Source organism: Erythrobacter sp. LQ02-29 (assembly GCF_022576075.2).
Taxonomy (GTDB): domain Bacteria; phylum Pseudomonadota; class Alphaproteobacteria; order Sphingomonadales; family Sphingomonadaceae; genus Alteriqipengyuania.
In genome coordinates this window covers 986624-1004062 of sequence record NZ_JANCNT010000001.1, presented here as the reverse complement: position 1 = coordinate 1004062, position 17439 = coordinate 986624, and the positions used below count along the sequence as shown (strand labels likewise).

The 17439-nt window shown below is 63.0% G+C and carries 14 protein-coding genes; 11 read left to right on the top strand and 3 right to left on the bottom strand.

Annotated elements, in window-relative coordinates:
• The first annotated feature begins 94 nt into the window (after positions 1-94).
• From MKP08_RS04905 to MKP08_RS14325, 3 genes are all read left to right on the top strand, one after another.
• Positions 95-1804, top strand: coding sequence for a type I secretion system permease/ATPase (locus tag MKP08_RS04905; RefSeq protein ID WP_241555141.1), 1710 nt, complete (start codon positions 95-97; stop codon positions 1802-1804).
• Positions 1801-3153, top strand: coding sequence for an HlyD family type I secretion periplasmic adaptor subunit (locus MKP08_RS04900; protein ID WP_241555140.1), 1353 nt, complete (start codon positions 1801-1803; stop codon positions 3151-3153). Before MKP08_RS04905 ends, MKP08_RS04900 begins: the two co-directional genes overlap by 4 nt.
• Before the next feature lie 239 nt (positions 3154-3392).
• Positions 3393-5090, top strand: a complete 1698-nt coding sequence (locus MKP08_RS14325) for a right-handed parallel beta-helix repeat-containing protein (RefSeq protein WP_306300122.1) — start codon at positions 3393-3395, stop codon at positions 5088-5090.
• 61 nt (positions 5091-5151) lie between these two features.
• Here MKP08_RS14325 and MKP08_RS04885 read toward each other — a convergent pair whose 3' ends face one another.
• The gene (locus tag MKP08_RS04885; RefSeq protein ID WP_241555139.1) at positions 5152-6321 is read right to left on the bottom strand and encodes a right-handed parallel beta-helix repeat-containing protein; all 1170 of its coding nucleotides are present in this window, start codon (positions 6319-6321) and stop codon (positions 5152-5154) included.
• Positions 6322-6476: 155 nt separating this feature from the next.
• Positions 6477-7517: a glycosyltransferase family 2 protein gene (locus tag MKP08_RS04880; RefSeq protein ID WP_241555138.1), complete on the bottom strand. Its 1041-nt coding sequence runs from the start codon at positions 7515-7517 to the stop codon at positions 6477-6479.
• Positions 7518-7602: 85 nt separating this feature from the next.
• Between MKP08_RS04880 and MKP08_RS04875 the strand changes: the two genes are divergently transcribed.
• Together MKP08_RS04875 and MKP08_RS04870 are read left to right on the top strand one after the other, a co-directional pair.
• Positions 7603-7866 (top strand): hypothetical protein, encoded by a 264-nt coding sequence (locus tag MKP08_RS04875; protein ID WP_241555137.1) that lies wholly within the window; start codon positions 7603-7605, stop codon positions 7864-7866.
• Positions 7867-8910: 1044 nt separating this feature from the next.
• A complete protein-coding gene (locus MKP08_RS04870; protein WP_241555135.1) occupies positions 8911-9324 on the top strand; it encodes a hypothetical protein in 414 nt (137 codons plus the stop codon).
• A gap of 6 nt (positions 9325-9330) precedes the next feature.
• Here MKP08_RS04870 and welK read toward each other — a convergent pair whose 3' ends face one another.
• Positions 9331-10377, bottom strand: coding sequence for a beta-1,4-glucuronosyltransferase WelK (gene welK / locus MKP08_RS04865; protein ID WP_241555134.1), 1047 nt, complete (start codon positions 10375-10377; stop codon positions 9331-9333).
• A 148-nt stretch (positions 10378-10525) separates the two neighbouring features.
• Between welK and MKP08_RS04860 the strand changes: the two genes are divergently transcribed.
• The 6 genes from MKP08_RS04860 (at position 10526) to MKP08_RS04835 (ending at position 17421) form a co-directional block, all read left to right on the top strand.
• Positions 10526-11431 (top strand): hypothetical protein, encoded by a 906-nt coding sequence (locus MKP08_RS04860; RefSeq protein ID WP_241555133.1) that lies wholly within the window; start codon positions 10526-10528, stop codon positions 11429-11431.
• Positions 11432-11473: 42 nt separating this feature from the next.
• Positions 11474-12661 (top strand): polysaccharide pyruvyl transferase family protein, encoded by a 1188-nt coding sequence (locus tag MKP08_RS04855; RefSeq protein WP_241555132.1) that lies wholly within the window; start codon positions 11474-11476, stop codon positions 12659-12661.
• Positions 12662-12750: 89 nt separating this feature from the next.
• Positions 12751-13884 carry a Coenzyme F420 hydrogenase/dehydrogenase, beta subunit C-terminal domain gene (locus MKP08_RS04850; RefSeq protein ID WP_241555131.1) on the top strand — a complete coding sequence of 378 codons (1134 nt, stop codon included), beginning with the start codon at positions 12751-12753 and terminating at the stop codon, positions 13882-13884.
• Positions 13885-13989: 105 nt separating this feature from the next.
• Positions 13990-15213 (top strand): outer membrane beta-barrel protein, encoded by a 1224-nt coding sequence (locus MKP08_RS04845; RefSeq protein WP_241555130.1) that lies wholly within the window; start codon positions 13990-13992, stop codon positions 15211-15213.
• 15 nt (positions 15214-15228) lie between these two features.
• On the top strand, positions 15229-16071 hold the full coding sequence (locus MKP08_RS04840; RefSeq protein ID WP_241555129.1) for an SLBB domain-containing protein: 843 nt from the start codon (positions 15229-15231) through the stop codon (positions 16069-16071).
• Between the two features lie 27 nt (positions 16072-16098).
• Positions 16099-17421: a chain length determinant protein gene (locus tag MKP08_RS04835; protein WP_241555128.1), complete on the top strand. Its 1323-nt coding sequence runs from the start codon at positions 16099-16101 to the stop codon at positions 17419-17421.
• The last annotated feature ends 18 nt before the right edge of the window (positions 17422-17439 follow it).

The following is a 17439-nucleotide window of genomic DNA, read 5'->3' as shown; positions in this document are numbered from 1 at the left end:
TTCTTCAACGCGGGTGATTCGATCTTATGCACGGCCTAGACGCAGTCGCCTCGAAAAGAACCCGGTAGGGACCGAAAGTGCGGATTATTTCAGGATGACACTCGGCAGGGAATTGAAACAGGCTTTGCGGCCGTTGCGGCCCGCGTTGGTGCCGATCGTCCTCATCAGCGCGGTTCTCAACGTTCTGATGCTGGGCGGCTCCTTCTTCATGCTGCTGGTCTATGACGAGGTTCTGCCGAGCCGCAGCGTGCCGACGCTGATCGGTCTGCTGGGCATTATCATCGTGGTCTATCTGTTCCTGGGCGGGCTCGACTACATCCGCTCGCGAATCATGGTGCAGTTGGGCACGCTGGCATCCAGCCGTCTGAGCAAGCGCGTACTCGACCTGGTATCGCGATACGAGCTGTCGGTCGGCCCGATGCGCAATGGCAGCCAGCCGATCCGCGATCTCGACCAGGTCCGCAGTTTTCTGTCGGGTGCCGGCCCACTCGCCTTTCTCGACCTGCCTTGGGTATTCCTCTTCCTTGGGGTCCTGTTCCTGTTCCACTGGAGCCTGGGGCTGCTGGCCTTGTTCGGCGTTATAACCCTCGTCATTCTGATGATCGCGACCGACCGGATGACCTCGCGCAGAGTGCGGGAGGTGTCCGAACTTTCCGCCAGCAGGTACACCGCGGCGGAAAATATCCGGCGCGGTTCGGAAACGCTGCAGGCCATGGGCATGATGCGCAATCAGGAGCGCGGCTGGCTGGAGCTGGAGCGCGACAACACCTTGCTCAGCGACAAGCTCGCTCGCACCTCCGGCGGGATGACCAGCCTGACGAAGGGACTGCGGATGTTCCTGCAGTCCCTCGTCCTGGCGCTCGGTGCCTATCTGGTGATCCAAGGAGAGGCGACCGGCGGCATCATCATCGCCGGATCGATCCTGTCGGCGCGTGCCCTCGCGCCGATCGAACAGACCATCGCCCAGTGGAAAAGCGCGGTAAGCACCATGCAGGCCCTGCGGCGTCTGGGCGGAATGTTCGACCAGGTCCCAGAGCGAGCAGACCCCACCCCCCTGCCCTTGCCGACCGAGAAGCTGGAAGTGAGCTCGCTGGTTTCCGGACCCCCGGGAATGAAGAAGGTGACGATCGGCAATATTACCTTCTCGCTGGATAAGGGGGATGCACTGGCGATCGTCGGGCGCAGCGGTTCCGGCAAATCCTCGCTGGTCAGGGCCATTTGCGGGATCTGGCCGGCTCTTCAGGGCCATATCCGCCTGGACGGGGCGACACTCGACCAGTGGGCACCGGAAGTCCTGGGCAGCACGATCGGCTATGTCCCGCAATCGATCGACATGTTCCCGGGAACGGTGGCGCAGAACATCGCCCGATTCGATCCGGAAGCGGAGATGGAGGATATCCTCGCTGCAGCGCGGGAGGCCGGCCTGCACGATTTCATCGTTCGGCTTGATGGAGGCTACGACCATCTGCTCGGTCCCCAGGGCGGCACGCTTTCGGCAGGGCAGATGCAAAGGCTCGCGCTCGCACGCGCACTCTACAAGAACCCTTTCCTGCTGGTTCTGGACGAACCCAACAGCAATCTCGATGCAGATGGAGAACGCGCTCTGGTCGCAGCGATAGAGGGTGCCCGGGCGCGCGGCGCGATCGTAATCGTCGTGGCCCACCGGCCGAGTATCCTAGCTTACATGAGCCACGTTCTGGTGATGAATGCCGGACGGGTCGAGCGGTTTAGCACGACCGAGGAATCGCAGTTCAACGTCCGCAAGATTTCGGCCAACGCCAAGCAGCTGAGAGGCCAAGCATGAACGAGCTGGTGACCCGCCCCGCGCAGGGCACGGCGCTGTCGACCTATTCGCAGTTCGTCGAGGAGACGACGCAGCCGCAATTACGCCGCACCATTCGCATCGGCATGATCGCGATCGCGGTGCTGGTATTCGGGCTGGGCGGCATGGCCGCCTTCATTCCGATGACCGGCGCGGTGATCGCCAGCGGCGCGGTCGCGGTAGAAGGATCGGTGAAACATATCGGCCATCCCTTCGGCGGAGTGGTGTCCGATATCCTTGTCGCCGATGGCGACAGGGTCGAGAAGAACCAGCCGCTGCTGCGGCTCGATACCACCGTCAGCGGCGCAACGTCCGACCTTGCGGGACAGAGTGTCGACCAGCTGCTTGCCCTCGAAGCGCGGCTGAAAGCGGAGCGGGACGGCACGGGCCTTGCCTTCCCCGCCGCGCTTACCGAGCGGGCGGACGACCCCGAAGTCGCCGCCATCATGCGCAACGAGCAGCGCAATTTCCAGGTCGGTCGCGAGTCGCGCGGGGCGCAGGTCGCGCAGCTGAGCCAGCGCAGCCGACAAGCCGCCGCCGATATCCAGGCCTATCGCAGCCAGCTCAATTCCTATGCCCGCCAGTCCGCCTTGATCGACGAAGAACTTGCCCAGACGCGCGAGCTCTATCGCGACAAGCTGACGACGCTGGACCGGCTCAACGCGCTCGAACGCTCGGCCGCCAGCCTCGATGCGAATCGGCAGACTGCCTCGGCCAACATTCAGCAGGCGCAGGCCCGAATTAGCGAATTCCGGGCGCAGGCCGGGACGGTCGGCGCCACAGATAAAAGCGCGGCGGCCGAAGAACTCGTGCGTGTCCAGTCGGCTCTCGCCGATCTGAAGAAGCAGAAGGTGGCCGCCGACGACACGCTAGACCGGACGGTCATCCGCGCGCCGGAAGCGGGCATCGTCGACAAGATGTCGGTGAAGACCATTGGCGCGGTCATCCCGGCAGGCGAAACCCTGCTGGAAATCGTGCCCGATGCCGATGATCTGACCGTCCAGGCCCGCATCCTGCCAAACGATATCGACCAGATCGATGAGGGGCAGAAGGCCGTACTGCTGTTCAGCGGACTGAACCGGCAGACAACCCCTGAGATCGAGGGCGTGGTATCCTTCGTCTCTCCAGACAGCGCCACTGACGATGCAGGCCATACCTTCTATCGCGTGACGATCGAGATCCCCGAAGACCAGCTGCGCAGGCTGGGCAATGTAAAGCTGCGTGTCGGTATGCCGGTGGAGGCGTTCATCCAGACCAACGAGCGCACGATGCTGAGCTTCTTCCTGCGCCCCTTGACGGATCAGTTGCGCCGCTCTTTCCGCTCCAATTGAAGAACATGGTTGCGCGCGGGTAAATGTTAAGCCGCGTAACCCGGCCCTCGATATCCCCAATCAACGGATTTGCAGCGATTCCCGCGATCCCCCATGCCCTGGAGTCCGCCCAGTATGGCCCGGCGCGTTAACCCTAGCCTTTGGGCCGGCGTTACAAATCGCACGATACTAAAGAACCTGAATGGAAACAGGGCGACCGTCCTCAAACGGACCGGTCCGGTCGACACCAGGAGCTTGAAATGACCGACTTTTACGTGGGCGATACGAAACAGCTGGAACAGGCGATTGCGAATTCTTCGCCGGGCGACACGATATATCTCGCTGCCGGCAGATACGATAACGTGTCCATCAAGGACATCCAGCAGGCCGGTATCCGTATCACTTCGCTCGATCCGCACGATCCTGCGACGATCACCAGCATGTCGGTCAAGAGCGCGTCGGGCATCGACTTCTCGAACATCGACTTTCATGCAGTGGAAGGGGGGAACAATGTCTTCCTGCTCTACGCGACCGACGACATCAGCTTCGATCATATCACCGTGCACGGCCCCGCTGGCCTTGGCTCGGCGCAGGAATCCTCCGCCTTTATGATTCGCGAAAGCACGAATGTCAGCGTCACCAATTCCGAATTCTACGACTTGGAGCACGCACTAAAATTGCTGGACGTGACAGGCGTGGCGATCGACGGGAACAGCTTCCACGACATCCGCACCGACGGTATCCGCGGGGGCGGTGTCTCGGAAGCCGTCATCTCGAACAATTACTTCACCGATTTCCATCCTGCGGAAAACGACCATCCCGACGGGATCCAGCTCTGGTCTACCAATCAGGAAACCGCGGCGCATGATATCACCATCACCGGCAATGTGGTGGTGCGCGGCGACGGCGACCCGATCCAAGGTATCTTCATCCGCGACACCAATAAGGACCTGCCGTTCGAGAATGTCACGATCACGGGCAATATCGTGCTGGGCGGGCTCTACAATGGAATCACCATCGGCGGCGTCGAAGGTGGCACGCTGTCGGGCAATATCGTCGCGGGATATCCGGATCAGCGTTCCTGGATTCGCGTGAGCCGGGAGAAGGACTTCGCTATCGTCGATAACCTGGCGACCAAGTATAACTTCGACGATCGGGACAGCCCACACCTCGCCAACAATACCTTGTTGCCCGAAGGGGCCGACTACGCCTCGATGGTGGACACGGTAAAACCGGGTTCCGGCGCGGCGGCGTATTTCTCAGCAGTCGAGAGCGGGGATGTATCCGCGCCCGCACCTGAGCCGGCGCCTGCACCAGAGCCGGATCATACGCCCGATCCGGGTGCGATTCATATTCCCACGCCGCAACCCGATACCGACGTGCCGCTCGAATCGGACGGAAAGGGTCCCGCCGGGGACAGCGTAGAAGATGTTCCGGTAGAAGGTGGTTCGTCGTTCGTGGATATCCATGGCACGGACGGCGCGGAACGGCTGATGGGTTCGTATGCCAAGGCAACAGCCGATCGGATCATGGGCGGTGATGGCGACGATTCGCTGTTCGGACGCGCCGGCGACGACGTCCTCATCGGTGGCAACGGCTCCGATCTCTTGCGCGGGGGGCATGGTGCCGACACGCTGACGGGTGGCGCTGGAAACGACAAGTTCGCGTTCCTCGACGGCGACCTGACCCGCGATGCCTACGATACGATCACGGATTTCACCGCTGGAGAAGATCTGCTCAATTTCCGGGCGATGGATGCCAATGCCCTGATGTCGGGCAACCAGAACTTCACCTTCATCGGTGCGGCGGCCTTTACCGGGCGTGCCGGCGAGCTGAACTACACCGATCAGCCCGATGGACTGCTGGTGGGAGGAGACATCGACGGGGACGGTGTCGCCGATTTCTTCCTGAAGCTCGAAGGCGTCCACACGCTGAGCAAGGCCGACATGTGGCTGTGATGGTCTGAGCGCGGGATCGAAGGATGCAGATGCGCCGGGCATGATGCCCGGCGCAATCATTTTATCGGGACTGCAGCAGCTTCTTCAGCACGGGGCCGCGATATTCGGCGAAGCCGGGCTTCGTCGCGACCCATTGCGCGATCCGCTTGCCGATATCGCGCGAGGTCGGATCGGTCTCGCGATTGTCGCTCTGGTCGATCTGGCCGACGTTTCCGCGAAGAACATATTTCGACGCGCGATTTCCGGTCATCTGCACATCGCCCGAATTGCCTATCCGAATCCAGCTTTTGCGGTCGGGGTAGGCGATTACCTCGTTGTCTTTCAGCACGCCACCGCGAACACCGCCCATGGCGATCCCGTTGTAAAGGCTGCCGATCACAAGGTTGCCGGAAACCTCGACATTCTCGAACGGCATTTGTTTCTTGGTGTCGCGGATGAAGACCCCTTGCGTCGGCCCGCCCTCGCCCCGCACCACCAGATTGTCGCGTATGACGATGTTGCGACCGGGTTCGTCTTGATGCGTCGACCACAGCTGTATCCCGTCGGGATGGTCCTTCGGGGCGGGGCGATAGCCCGTCATTACGTTGTTCTCGATGATCGCGTCGCTCACGCCGCCGCCGCGAATCGCATCGGTCTGGAGATTTTCGAATTCGTTGTGCGCGATCACCACGTTCTTCAAATCGAGCATCGCCAGCCCATGGCGGAAAAAGGCGAAATCGCTGCGCAGGAATCGGATATCGCTGGAACTGCGGAGCATGACTGCCGGGCCGATGCGCCGGGCGATCTGGTTCCCCGCTCCCCGGAAAGTGAGATTGCTGAATTCGATATCGTGACAATTGAGCGCCAGCAGGGCGTACCGCTCTGACGCAGCCTGCTCCGGAACGATCGACAGGTGGGAAAGCGTCAGGCCGGAAACGTCGCGCAAGGATATACGCCCGAATATGGCAGGGTTCGCAGGATCGGCGGACGTTATGGTGACGTTCCCGGTCTTGCGGATGTCTTTCAGGGTGAGGGCCGGGTAGCGACCGGCGGAGATGCGGATCACGCTTCCCTGAGTCGCGCTCGATACGGCCCGTTCCAGTTGCGCGACCGAGGACACGACCGTGTCGCCCGCTCTCTCGCTCGACTGATCGTTGGCCTGAGCTGGCGGCTGGCCGCACGCCGCGCTCGCGAGAATGAGACCGATTGCGAGCGATGTGCGCCGCAGGCTGGTGATGGCGAAAGTCGGCATGGTTGCATTCCTTACTCGCGACGCGGTGCTCGCACGGGTCTGAACCTGAGCTGGCGCGAGCGCTTCGTTTACCAAGTGTGGGCATGGCGCCCCGGTCGGGCAAGGCACTTCTTGGATCGTGCCTGTTCCGGGACGATCGGGATTGCCGCCGATGATCAGCCGAGCGGGCGACCGAAAGTAGCGCGCAGAATCGCCCGCGCCTGCTGCGGCTGCCGCCGAGCCACCCGCCGGGCGAAAATGACCAGATTCTGCGCAAAATAGAGCGGCAGCAGTGCCGGAAAATGCTTTCGGCAGAAGATCATCTTGCTGCGGATGTGATGGTATTCCGATAGCGGGGACCGTGCACGGCGGGACAATCGACTGGCAGAGCCTGCCGACGCGCCTTCCTTGTGATAGACGATGGCCTGATCGGCGAAGCCCGTGCGGTGACGGCCTTTTTTGGCCCGCATCGCCCAGTCGATTTCCTCGTAATAAAGGAAGAAGCGCTCTTCCAGTAGCCCCACGTCCTCCAAGAACGGGCGGGTCACGGCGAGCGAGGCACCGCACACGAAGTCGCTCTTCGCAATGACGTCCTGCCGGTCGAACGGGCTGTCGATCGCCGATCCCCCCGCGATGCCCGCCGCCGCACCGGTCCATTTGTTGAAGCGCATGCCGTTCAGCAACTGATGTCGGTCGCGGTCGTGATACAGCCGGAGCGGCGTGCCCAGCATCGCATGGTCGGGAGCGTCGGCGAATGCCTGGCGCAGTTTGCGTACGGTGTCGGGCTCTACGATAGTGTCGTTGTTCAACAGCCAGAAAAGGTCGATCTCCGGGTTGTTCAACGCCAGTTCGAGGCCCCGGTTGTTCCCCCCTGCGAAGCCGAGATTGCCGCCCGTTTCGATCAGGGTGAGGGGTTTGCGAAGGCCGTGCGCCAGATCGCCGGGACCCAGCACTTCATATTCGATAGGGCGCTCGATCCGTTCGTAGGCCTCGTTCGCGTGGGCGGGATTGGCGACCGGGACGCTTCCCTTTCCATCTGCCCATGCCGCTATCCTGGCGACCGACCCGTCGCCGGAGGCGTTGTCGGCGACGATCACGTAAGGGATCGTGTCACCGGAGAACAGCGAGGCCAGACATTCGATGGTGTCGTCCGCCCCCCGATAATTCACCAGAATTACCGCAATGCCGCGATCACCAACGATCGAAGAATTCACCATTTTCGCAAACGCCTTTCCTACACATAGCCATATAGGTTACGTCATCGCGCCGTTGCTCATATGCATTAACCGCAGGAGGTTTTGGATGACAGACCGTTTTGGAAATTATGGCGATTCGGTGATCGCGCCGGCGCGCGAGGCATTCGCGATCGTTCCGAACGACGACACCGCGCTTGCCGTACTTCCCAAGGCCTTGCTGATCGGCGAAGCGGGCGTGATGATCCTGCGTGCATTGGAAAGCGATGGAGACGTCGCCATCGCTGCGCTGGCCGGGCAGCTGTTACCGATCAGGGCCACCCATGTCCGCGCCTCCAGCACGACTGCCGGGAAGATCGTGGGGCTCGCATGAGCATGATGCTGGACTGTGGCCTGAATACGGCGGCCCTTCATCGACCGGACGGTGGGCTGTCGCCGGTTTTCACACGTGATCGACCCGATTTCGCGAGTACGGGGCTGACCCCGTCTTTCCTTTACCACCCTGATAGCGAGACGGTCGTAAAGTCGAGTGTTCGCGTAACGCAGGTTATCGCTGCGCGGCGTTCGCCCGATCTTTTCACCATGGGAACCGAGCCGGTCGAGCGGATTGACTCCGCGGGCACCAGATGCTGGCGGTTCGAGGACGGGGCGACGCTCGATCTGCCCGACACCTTCACCGTGACGCCCAGAGCCTTCACCTTGTTCATCGTGGGCGGCACCACGAACACACGAACAGCTGCAACTTCTTCTCCACGAAGTATCAGAGCGACGGCGTTACGCGCGCAAACACACTGGGTGCGCTGTTCGCGACCTCTGGATCAGGTGGCGCGGCACCGTGGCTGCGCTGCTCGAACAGGGCCGGATACAATGCGATCGGCAACCCCGCCCATATGGCCGTGGGATCGCAGCTCGCATGCTTCGGCGTAGCCTCGCGCAGCGGCGGGAACGGTGGCCTGCTCTACTACATGAACGGGATTCGCGGCGCGGAAGCCGCGGCAGGCTCCACTCACATCGATTGTAAAGGCGGCCGGTTCGGCGGGTATGCCTACAACGAAACCAACCTGTCGGGCTTCGACCTCTATTGTGCCGTCCTTTTCTCTGGATACCTGAGTACCGCACAGGCGGACAGCGTTTCGCAGGTGCTGACGGATTTCTATTCCCTGTCGCCTCTCGCCAGGAATCTCGTACGCGAGGGCGACAGCATCACGGCGGGGAGTTCGGAAATACCGACCGGCGCCAACACCGCCATGGCGTTGACGGAACCCGGGTTGGAACTGGTTGCCGGCGACATGCGGGTCATCAACATGGCAATCGCCGGTGCCATGACGAGCGATGCGGTGAACCGCCGCGACACCGCCAATGGGTGGCCTTCCATCAAGCTTGGCGATCGGCAGAAGAAAATATCCTGGCGTTCCAGGTGGGGCGCAACGACACGTCCTCGGGCGGACTATCCCCGGAGCAGACGTATCAAGCCATCCTCTCCTATTGGAACGCGAACGCCGTGGGTGTGCTCGCGCGTGGCTGGCGTCCCTACCAGATGGCCAATATCGCCTGCGACGCCGGGGAGACGACGATCGACCTGCACGACCGCATCATCGGCAGCTTCTCCGCCGACGTCGCCGGTGGATCCGTGATCGACCTGCAACGTATCCGCGACAGCGGCGGGGGTTACGGCGAAGGTTTCGCGCCGTTCGCCTTGGGCGCGCAGAACGCGACCTACTTCCAGACCGTCGGCGGGGTGCTCGATACCACCCATCCGAGCATCTACGGCACGAAGATCATGGCGAGCGGAGGCGACACGCCCCAATACGGCTACGCTGCGCTCGCCTGAGCGCGTTCACGCCTTCTCTTCGATCCATTTCCGCAGATAAGCGATCAGCTCGCTCGGGTCCGTGGTCGCGCGCAAGGGCTCGCGGCTGCGGACCCGCTCCAGCGCCTGCGCGAACTCCTCCGGAGTGTCGGCGGTTTCCAACAGCCCGCGCTGGCGGAAGGTCTCGGTGATTTCCGCCTGATGGTTGTCGTAATGCTCGCCCCGCTCGAACCGGCGCGGGACCGCGATCACGCGGCACCCTGCTCTCAAAGCGGTGATGAGAGACCCCGTACCGCCGTGGCAAACCACCAGGTCGGCCTTGTCCAGCAGGCTCCGGACCTCGTCGAACGGCAGCGTTTCGACACAGCGTAGATCGGCATCGTCGGTCTCGCAGTCCCCGCCCCTTCCCACCTGCAGCACGATCCGCTCAGGTATCTGTCCCTTGGCCCGCGCGCCGCGGACGAGATCGACCAGGCGGGGAAAGGGGAGGGTCGCGCCCACCGTCGCGAACATCAGCGGTTCCTTGGCCGGGCGCGGGGTATCAATCATCTTGAACGGATCGAAGGCGAGCGCGCCTTTCCATTTCTCGGCAGATCGCTTCGACTGGGCGATGCGCAGATCGGCCAGCGGCGCGGCAATCCGCGCGAAGGCCGAAGGCTCCTCGAACCGCGCGAAGGAATCGACCAGGATGGTGCGGGCACCGAACAGCTTCGCCCAGAGCATGATGAAGATCATCGATCCCGCCCCGGTGGTAATCACGACATCGGGCCGCGTGCGCCGGACGATGGAAAACGAAGTCCCGATGCTCCGCAGCGCACCCATCACCATCGCCAGCGGATTGCCCAGCTTCGCCTGGCCGAGCGCGACGTGTGGCACGAAATAGCATTCGCGATCAGCCGCGATCGATTCCCCCAGCGCCGTATCCTCGGTCACGAAAAAGCTGCGGTAGTCGCACGATAACGGCTCTAGATCCAGCAATTGGCGCACATGCCCGCCGCCCGAAGCGGCCAGGCACAGCCTCAGACCGCTGGCGACGGGCCCAGCGCCCGGTACATCCGAAATCCGCGATTGCATCTTGACCCCTGTCCCGCTGCGAACCGTTTGGGCAAAAAGCTGTTCATTCTCCGGCCAACCTTGCTAGGGAAGCGGCTCTTTACTTGTACGGCCCAGCTTCCATCGCAACGTTCGCAATGCGGCGCAATACAGGCTGTTGGAGAATTACATGCGTTTCGTCCGACTGATCCCTGCAATCGTGATGCTCGGCGTGCTGAGCGGCTGTGGCTCCGACGCCGAACCGGAGGGTCAGGTCGCGGCCACGATGGACGGCCAGGAAATTACCCAGACGCAGGTCAATGCGGAGATGTCGGGCTTCGGCGACATCGACCCCAGCCAGCGTCAGGCGGCGGCGAACCAGGCGCTCGACCAAATCCTCGGTCGCGTTGCGCTGGCTGACGAGGCGCGCGAGCGTGGCCTCGACAAGACGCCCGCCGGTGCGATCGAGTTGCAAAAGGCGCAGGACATCGCGCTCATCAACATGCTGCGGCAGGATATCCGGAGCAAGGTTCCCAAGCCCTCCGCCGAGGAGGCGCAGCAGTTTGTCGCCGACAATCCGGGAATGTTCCAGAACCGCTTCGTGACGATCGTGGAGCAGCTGGTCGTTCCGCAGATTTCACCCGATCTCGTGAAGAAGATGGAGCCGATCGACGACCTGCCCGGCATCGAGGCGTTGCTGAACGCGAACGGCGTCACCTACCGCACGACGATGGGCGCGGTGGATTCGATCACGCTGGCACCCGAGGTGGTCAAGGCGATCTCCGGCATGGGCGTCGGCGCGGTCTATATCATGCCGCAGGGTAACGGCGTGCGCATCAACGCCATTCGCTCGCGCCAGACCATTCCGATCACCGGCGCGGATGCGACCAAGCTCGCCAGCGAAATGGTGTTCGAACAGCGCGTCAACGGGCAGACGATGAACGCGTTCGGGAAGATCGTCGAAGGCCGCAAGGGCAACGTGAAGTACGCAAAGGAATTCCAGCCTCCCAAGACCAAGCAAGGCGCGGCTCCCGGAGCGACGCCCGCACCCTCGACTGCATCCACGCCGGGTGCTGGCGGTTCTACCACTCCCTGATCGCCGGACATCGTCCAGTCTGCAAACCAGTCGGAGGATCCGATGGGCCAGGATAACGTGACCCTCCGGGTCGGACTGCTATGGCATTCGCTCAGAGCCGGGAATCTCGGTGTCGGAGCGCTGACGCTCGCCAATATGGCGATCGTCCGGGATGTGGCGAATGAGTTGGGCGTGAATGTCCGCTTCGTCGTCATTTCGATGCGCGAAGGGTTTACCGAATCTATCGCTCCCGACGTCGAGCAGTTTGAGATCGATACCCGCAGCCTGCTGAAGCCGGGTGGGTATGCGCGCCTGCTCGACCGGCTCGACTGCGTGATCGACATCGGTGCCGGGGACAGCTTCGCCGACATATATGGCGCGAAGCGGTTCGCTTTCCTGTGGCTGTCGAAGTTCATCGCCCAGGCGAAGGGCAAGCCGCTCATCTTCGCCCCGCAGACGATCGGCCCCTTCACCAAACCTGCCTACAAACCCTTCGCGCGCAAGGTGATGCGCAATTCCGCGGCGGTGGTGGCGAGAGATCGCACCTCCCTGCAGGCGGTCAACGACATCGCGCCGGGGGCGGACGCGCATCTGGCTGTCGACGTCGCCTTCATGCTCCCGTTCGAGGATCGCTCGCACCAGCGTAGGGCTGGCAAGACCCGCGTCGGCATCAATGCGTCGGGCCTGCTGTGCGATCAGGCCGAAAGCGGTCAGAACCGGTTCGGCCTTTCCTATGATTACTTGGCACTTCAACGTCGGCTGATCGAACATTGGCAGGGCGAGGAGGGAGTCGAAGTCCACCTGATAACCCATGCCAACAGCGCAGGGGACAAGCGGGACGACGACGGCCACCGCGCCGATCTGTTGGCGAAGGAATTCCCGGGGACCGTCCGCGTGCCCAATTTCGCCGGACCGAGCGAAGCGAAGAGCTATATTTCCGGTCTCGATTTCCTGGTGGCGGGGCGCATGCACGCCTGCATCGGCGCGTTCTCTTCGCTGACGCCGGTCGTGCCCATCGCCTATAGTCGCAAGTTCGCCGGGTTGTTCGATCTGCTGGGCTATTCGTGGTATACGCCGGTCACCGGGCTGGACGAAGATGCCGCGTTCGCTTTCGTGCTCGACGCCTTCGCGCGTCGCGACACGCTGCGCACGGATGAGCAGGCCGGCCTGGCGAAGGTCGACGCGCTGATGGACGGCTACCGGGACGTCGTCCGCCGCGAGTTCGGCGCCTTGATGCCCTCCACGCGATGACGACTTCTCCTGCCCTTCAGCGAGTGGAGAAGGGCTCGCTCTGTTCCGGGTGCGGCTTGTGCGCGGGGGTGAGCGATGGAGCTGTCTCCATGACCACCCGCGCACCGGGATACAGCCGCCCGCAGCAGACCGCTCCACTCGATGAACAAGCGGAGAAGATTGTTCGTGAATGCTGTCCAGGCCTGAAGGTCGCCGGCTGGGACGAACCGATTTTCGCCGACGGATCGACGGAACCGTCCTGGGGGCCCTATCGCCGATGCCTGACCGGCTTCGCGACCGACCCCGAGGTTCGCCACCGCGGCTCGTCCGGCGGTGCGATATCGGCGCTCGCCATTCATGCTTTGAAGAGCGGACTGGTGGAGCGCGTGCTTCACGTCGCACCCGATGCCGAGCGACCCACGCGCAACGTCATCACCGTTTCGGATACGCCAGAGGACGTGCTGGCGGGGTCGGGATCGCGCTACGCCGCCTCGTCGCCGCTGGAACGGATCGATGATCACCTGGCGGATGGACGGCCGACCGTCTTCATCGGCAAGCCGTGCGATGTCTCGGCCCTGCGGCAACTCGTCAGGATGGACGAACGCGTCGATCGGGTCTTCCCGATAAAGCTCTCCTTCTTTTGTGGCGGTCTGCCCAGCCACGCAGGTGCCGACCGCATCACCCGCGCCATGGGCCTCGATCCCGAACGGCTGGTGCATTTCCGCTATCGCGGCGAAGGCTGGCCCGGTCTGACGGTCGCGCGCGACGAGCAGGGCAAGAGCGGCGAGATGCGGTACGAGGACAGTTGGGGCGCGCATCTTTCCAAGGAAGTCCAGTTCCGCTGCAAGATCTGTCCCGATGCGGTGGGCGGCACCGCCGATATCGCTTGCGCGGACGCATGGTATGGTGGCGAGAGCGGCTATCCGCAGTTCGACGAAGCGGACGGGCGTAGCCTGATCATGAGCCGGACGGCTGCCGGTGATGCCTTGCTCGACGCGGTCGTCGCAGCCGACGAGATGGACGTTTCCCCGCTTCCTGCCCGAGAGATCGATCTGATGCAGCCCGCGCAAGCGCGGCGCAAGCGGCGCGTGGCGGCGCGAGTCTTCGCGGCCCGGGCCCTGGGGCGACCTGTACCGGTCATGGATGGGTTGCAGGTGGGCAAGGCCGCGGCCAGAGAGAAGATCGCCGCCCAGCTGAAGGAAGCAATCGGCACTGCGCGTCGCATCGTAATGAAGCGCGCGTAAAACGCACCTAAATAGAACAGGCTGCGCGGAGTTCTTCCCAAGGCGAAATGGTTCCTATAAGAGCGGCGCCGTTCGGAAATCAGGATTAACGCGGGGGACGTGCGAGTGAACAGACCGATCCTGAGAGCGACGGTGGCAACCCTTGCGCTATGCATGGCGTCCGCCGCGCATGCCCAGAGCGTGAAGGACGACATGCTGTCGCTCGGCTTCGAGCTCCAGCTTCGGCATGACAGCAATGTCGCCAATTCGAGCGACGAACGGACAGCCCAGCGTGGCCTGGTGAAGGCCGAACAGATCATCAGTCCGGCGGCAACGATCGCGCTTCGTCGCGCTTTCGGCCCGCATTCGGTACAGCTGAGCGGATATGTCGGCTACGATTTTCATACCCGTAACACGCGGCTCGACAGCGAGCGGATTTCGCTGGACGCGACCGGCGATATCAAGGCCAGCCTGTGCCGGGTCAGCCCGACGATTTCCTATTCGCGCGCACAGAGCGAGCTGGGTTACCAGTTACTCGACACCGATCCCACGCTGGTGGTGGACAACACGCAATCCGAACAGACCTATTCCGCCGACCTGTCCTGCGGCCCGCCGATCGGCCTGCGGGCGCAAGGGGGATTCGGCTACAGCCGCGGCGACAACAGCAATCTGCGGCGCCAGACATCCGATTACGAGACCTACAACTATCGCACCGGGGTAGGCTACACCCAGCCCTCCATCGGCGAGATATCGCTCTATGTCTCGAAGCAGGATACGACGTTCCCCAATCGCGTGTTCAGTGGTGGCGAGCGGGATGGATATACGGTCCGTCGCTACGGCGCTTCGTTCGCGCGCGACATCGGGGCACGCCTGTCGGGTTCGTTCGGATACTATTACATCGACGTGGATTCGCGGGCTCCGGTCAGCCGCGACTTTCAGGGTTCGGGTTACAATCTCGATCTGAGCCTTGTCGCGACGCCCCGCACCCGGCTGCGATTCAACATCAACAAGGACGTTCAGACTGCGCTAAACAACGATGCGCTTTATACGCGCACCGGGTCGTATGGCGTGGCCGCCGATTACGCCGTCAACGAAAGGCTGACGATCGATGCGGGCTACCGGTTCGAAAATCGGCGCTATGTCTACAGCGGTTTCCTGGCCCCGGTCGCCGACCGGGCGCTGCTGAACGACAAGTTCCAGACGGTCACGGCCAATGCGACCTATCGGCCAAGTCAGAAGTTGAGTTTCACGCTGTTCGGAGGATACGAAAATCGTAACGCGAATGGCACCTTTTTCGATTACGACGGATATTTCGTCGGTTTGACCGGTCGCATCGCGCTGGTCCGCTGAGCAAGGAGCATTTACGTGATTGCTAGCATCTTTCGCGCCTTTGCGTTGTGTGCGCTGCTGCTGACGGCTGTCGGTGGGGCGATTTCGCCGCTCGCCGCGCAGGAACAGCCTGCCCCCGCCACGAGCGGCGCGGTGCCTCTGCCGGACGGCTATGTCCTTGGCGAAGGCGATGCGATCCAGGTCTCGATTCCCGGGCGGGCCGATTTTAACACGCAGGTCCAGATCCAGCCCGACGGCACGGTGCAACTGCCCTATGTGCGCAGCATCCGCGCCACCGGACTCTCGCCCCAAGGCCTGCAGGATGCGATCGCGGCGAAGCTGATGGCTGGCGGGTACTTTACCAATCCGATCGTCAACGTCGTGGTGACCGGATATTCCAGCAGCTACGTCACGGTGCTCGGCCAGGTCAACCAGCCCGGCCTGCTGCCGATCAACCGTAATTTTCGCCTCTCCGAAATTATCGCCCGCGCCGGCGGGATCGGACCCAATGGTTCGGAAACGGTATCGCTGACCCGCCAGAACGGGGAACAGCTTTCCTTCACGGTCGAGCAGATGGCCACCGGCGGTGCGGCGATGGACCCCTATGTGGAGTCCGGCGACAAGATCTACGTCGCCCGCGTTGAGGAGGGGGAGCGTCCGGTTTTCTACATCTACGGTCAGGTCAATGCCCCCGGCAGCTACCCCGTAGTGGAAGGCATGTCGCTGCGCATGGCACTCGCACGCGGTGGCGGTCTGACCTCGCTCGGATCGGAGAAGAAGGTCGATGTCTATCGCAACGGCGTAGAACTCGATGACACCAAGCTCGACGACATCGTCCAGGCGGGCGACGTCGTCAAAGTAGGCGAGCGGTTCTTCTGACCGCTCCAAATTGAACGGATTTCCCGCATGAGCGTCGTCCAATTCTTCCGCATCCTCTGGTCGAAGCGTCTTCTGATCGCCTTCACGACGTTCGGGGCCCTGTTCGCAGCGCTGTTCGTGGCGTGGATGATGCCACCGCGCTACGTCGCGACCTCGCGCGTCATGCTCGACATCGTGAAGCCCGACCCCATCACCGGTGAAGTGATCGCCTCGCAATGGGCGCGCGCCTTCGTGAAGACGCAGATCGAACTGATCAGCGATTACCGCGTGGCCGGAATAGTCGCCGACAAGCTGGGCTGGAGCGATTCGCCCATCCTCGCGGCCGAGTACAAGGAAAGCGGCGCGAGCGAGGATATGGACTTCCGCCGGTGGCTCGCCCAGCGCGTCATCAATCGGACTTCGGCGCGGCTGGTCGAGGGCAGCAACATCCTGGAGATCCAGAATTCCAGCACGTCGCCCGAACCGGCGGCGCGAATGGCCGATCTCGTGCGCGACGCCTATGTCGAACAGACGCTGGCGTTCCGGCGCGAGGCCGCGCGCCGCAATGCTGCGTGGTTCGAGCAACAGACGCAGAAGGTGGGCGAAGAGCTAGCGGCGGCCCAGGCGGCGAAGAACAATTTCGAGAAGGCCAATGGCGTCATCCTGACCGACGATCTCGTCGATACCGACATTGCCCGCCTTGCCGCGCTAGCGGGCTCGGCCCCTGCCGGCGAGACGCAGATGATGACCGGCGGAACCGTCGCGCCCTCATCGGCGCAGCTATCGCAGATCGACGCGGCGATCGCCGCCGCCTCGCAGACGCTCGGCCCCAACCACCCCGACCTGCAGCAATTGCGGCAGCAGCGCACCGCGCTGGCCGCCGCGGTGGCCCGCGAAACGCAGGCCGCGCCCAAGGTCGTCACCAGCGGTCGCTCGCTCGATTCGCTTTACAACGAGCAACAGGCGAAGGTGCTGCGCAAGGCGGGCGCCGCCGATCAGGCCCGTCGCCTGGCGACGAACGTCGCAGTGCTGCGTGACCAGTATCAGAAAACGGCGGCCCGGGCGGCCGAGCTCGAGCAGGAAGCGCAGTCGACCGAATCCGGGCTGACCCTGCTCGGCGATGCGGTGGTGCCCCAGTCGCGCGAATTTCCGAAATATCCTCTCATCGTCGTGGGTGCGCTCGCAGCCGGCTTCGCATTCGGCGTCCTGCTGTCGCTGCTGATCGAACTGCTGCGCCGCAAGGTGCGCGGGGTTGAAGAACTGCAACTGATCGACGCCCCCATTCTGGGCGCAATGGGCCGGGAACCGGAAGAAGACGAGCGACGCGGTCCGCGCCTGTTGACCTTCCAGCCCCGCCTCGCCGCACCCTAGGTTACATACGAGCATGAA

What these genes read in the sequence shown, in the direction of transcription:
- MKP08_RS04905 (WP_241555141.1), top strand. Translation starts at nt 95, where the DNA reads ATGACACTCGGCAGGGAATTGAAACAGGCTTTGCGGCCGTTGCGGCCC.
- MKP08_RS04900 (WP_241555140.1), top strand. Translation starts at nt 1,801, where the DNA reads ATGAACGAGCTGGTGACCCGCCCCGCGCAGGGCACGGCGCTGTCGACC.
- MKP08_RS14325 (WP_306300122.1), top strand. Translation starts at nt 3,393, where the DNA reads ATGACCGACTTTTACGTGGGCGATACGAAACAGCTGGAACAGGCGATT.
- MKP08_RS04885 (WP_241555139.1), bottom strand. Translation starts at nt 6,321, where the DNA reads ATGCCGACTTTCGCCATCACCAGCCTGCGGCGCACATCGCTCGCAATC.
- MKP08_RS04880 (WP_241555138.1), bottom strand. Translation starts at nt 7,517, where the DNA reads ATGGTGAATTCTTCGATCGTTGGTGATCGCGGCATTGCGGTAATTCTG.
- MKP08_RS04875 (WP_241555137.1), top strand. Translation starts at nt 7,603, where the DNA reads ATGACAGACCGTTTTGGAAATTATGGCGATTCGGTGATCGCGCCGGCG.
- welK (WP_241555134.1), bottom strand. Translation starts at nt 10,377, where the DNA reads ATGCAATCGCGGATTTCGGATGTACCGGGCGCTGGGCCCGTCGCCAGC.
- MKP08_RS04860 (WP_241555133.1), top strand. Translation starts at nt 10,526, where the DNA reads ATGCGTTTCGTCCGACTGATCCCTGCAATCGTGATGCTCGGCGTGCTG.
- MKP08_RS04855 (WP_241555132.1), top strand. Translation starts at nt 11,474, where the DNA reads ATGGGCCAGGATAACGTGACCCTCCGGGTCGGACTGCTATGGCATTCG.
- MKP08_RS04850 (WP_241555131.1), top strand. Translation starts at nt 12,751, where the DNA reads ATGACCACCCGCGCACCGGGATACAGCCGCCCGCAGCAGACCGCTCCA.
- MKP08_RS04835 (WP_241555128.1), top strand. Translation starts at nt 16,099, where the DNA reads ATGAGCGTCGTCCAATTCTTCCGCATCCTCTGGTCGAAGCGTCTTCTG.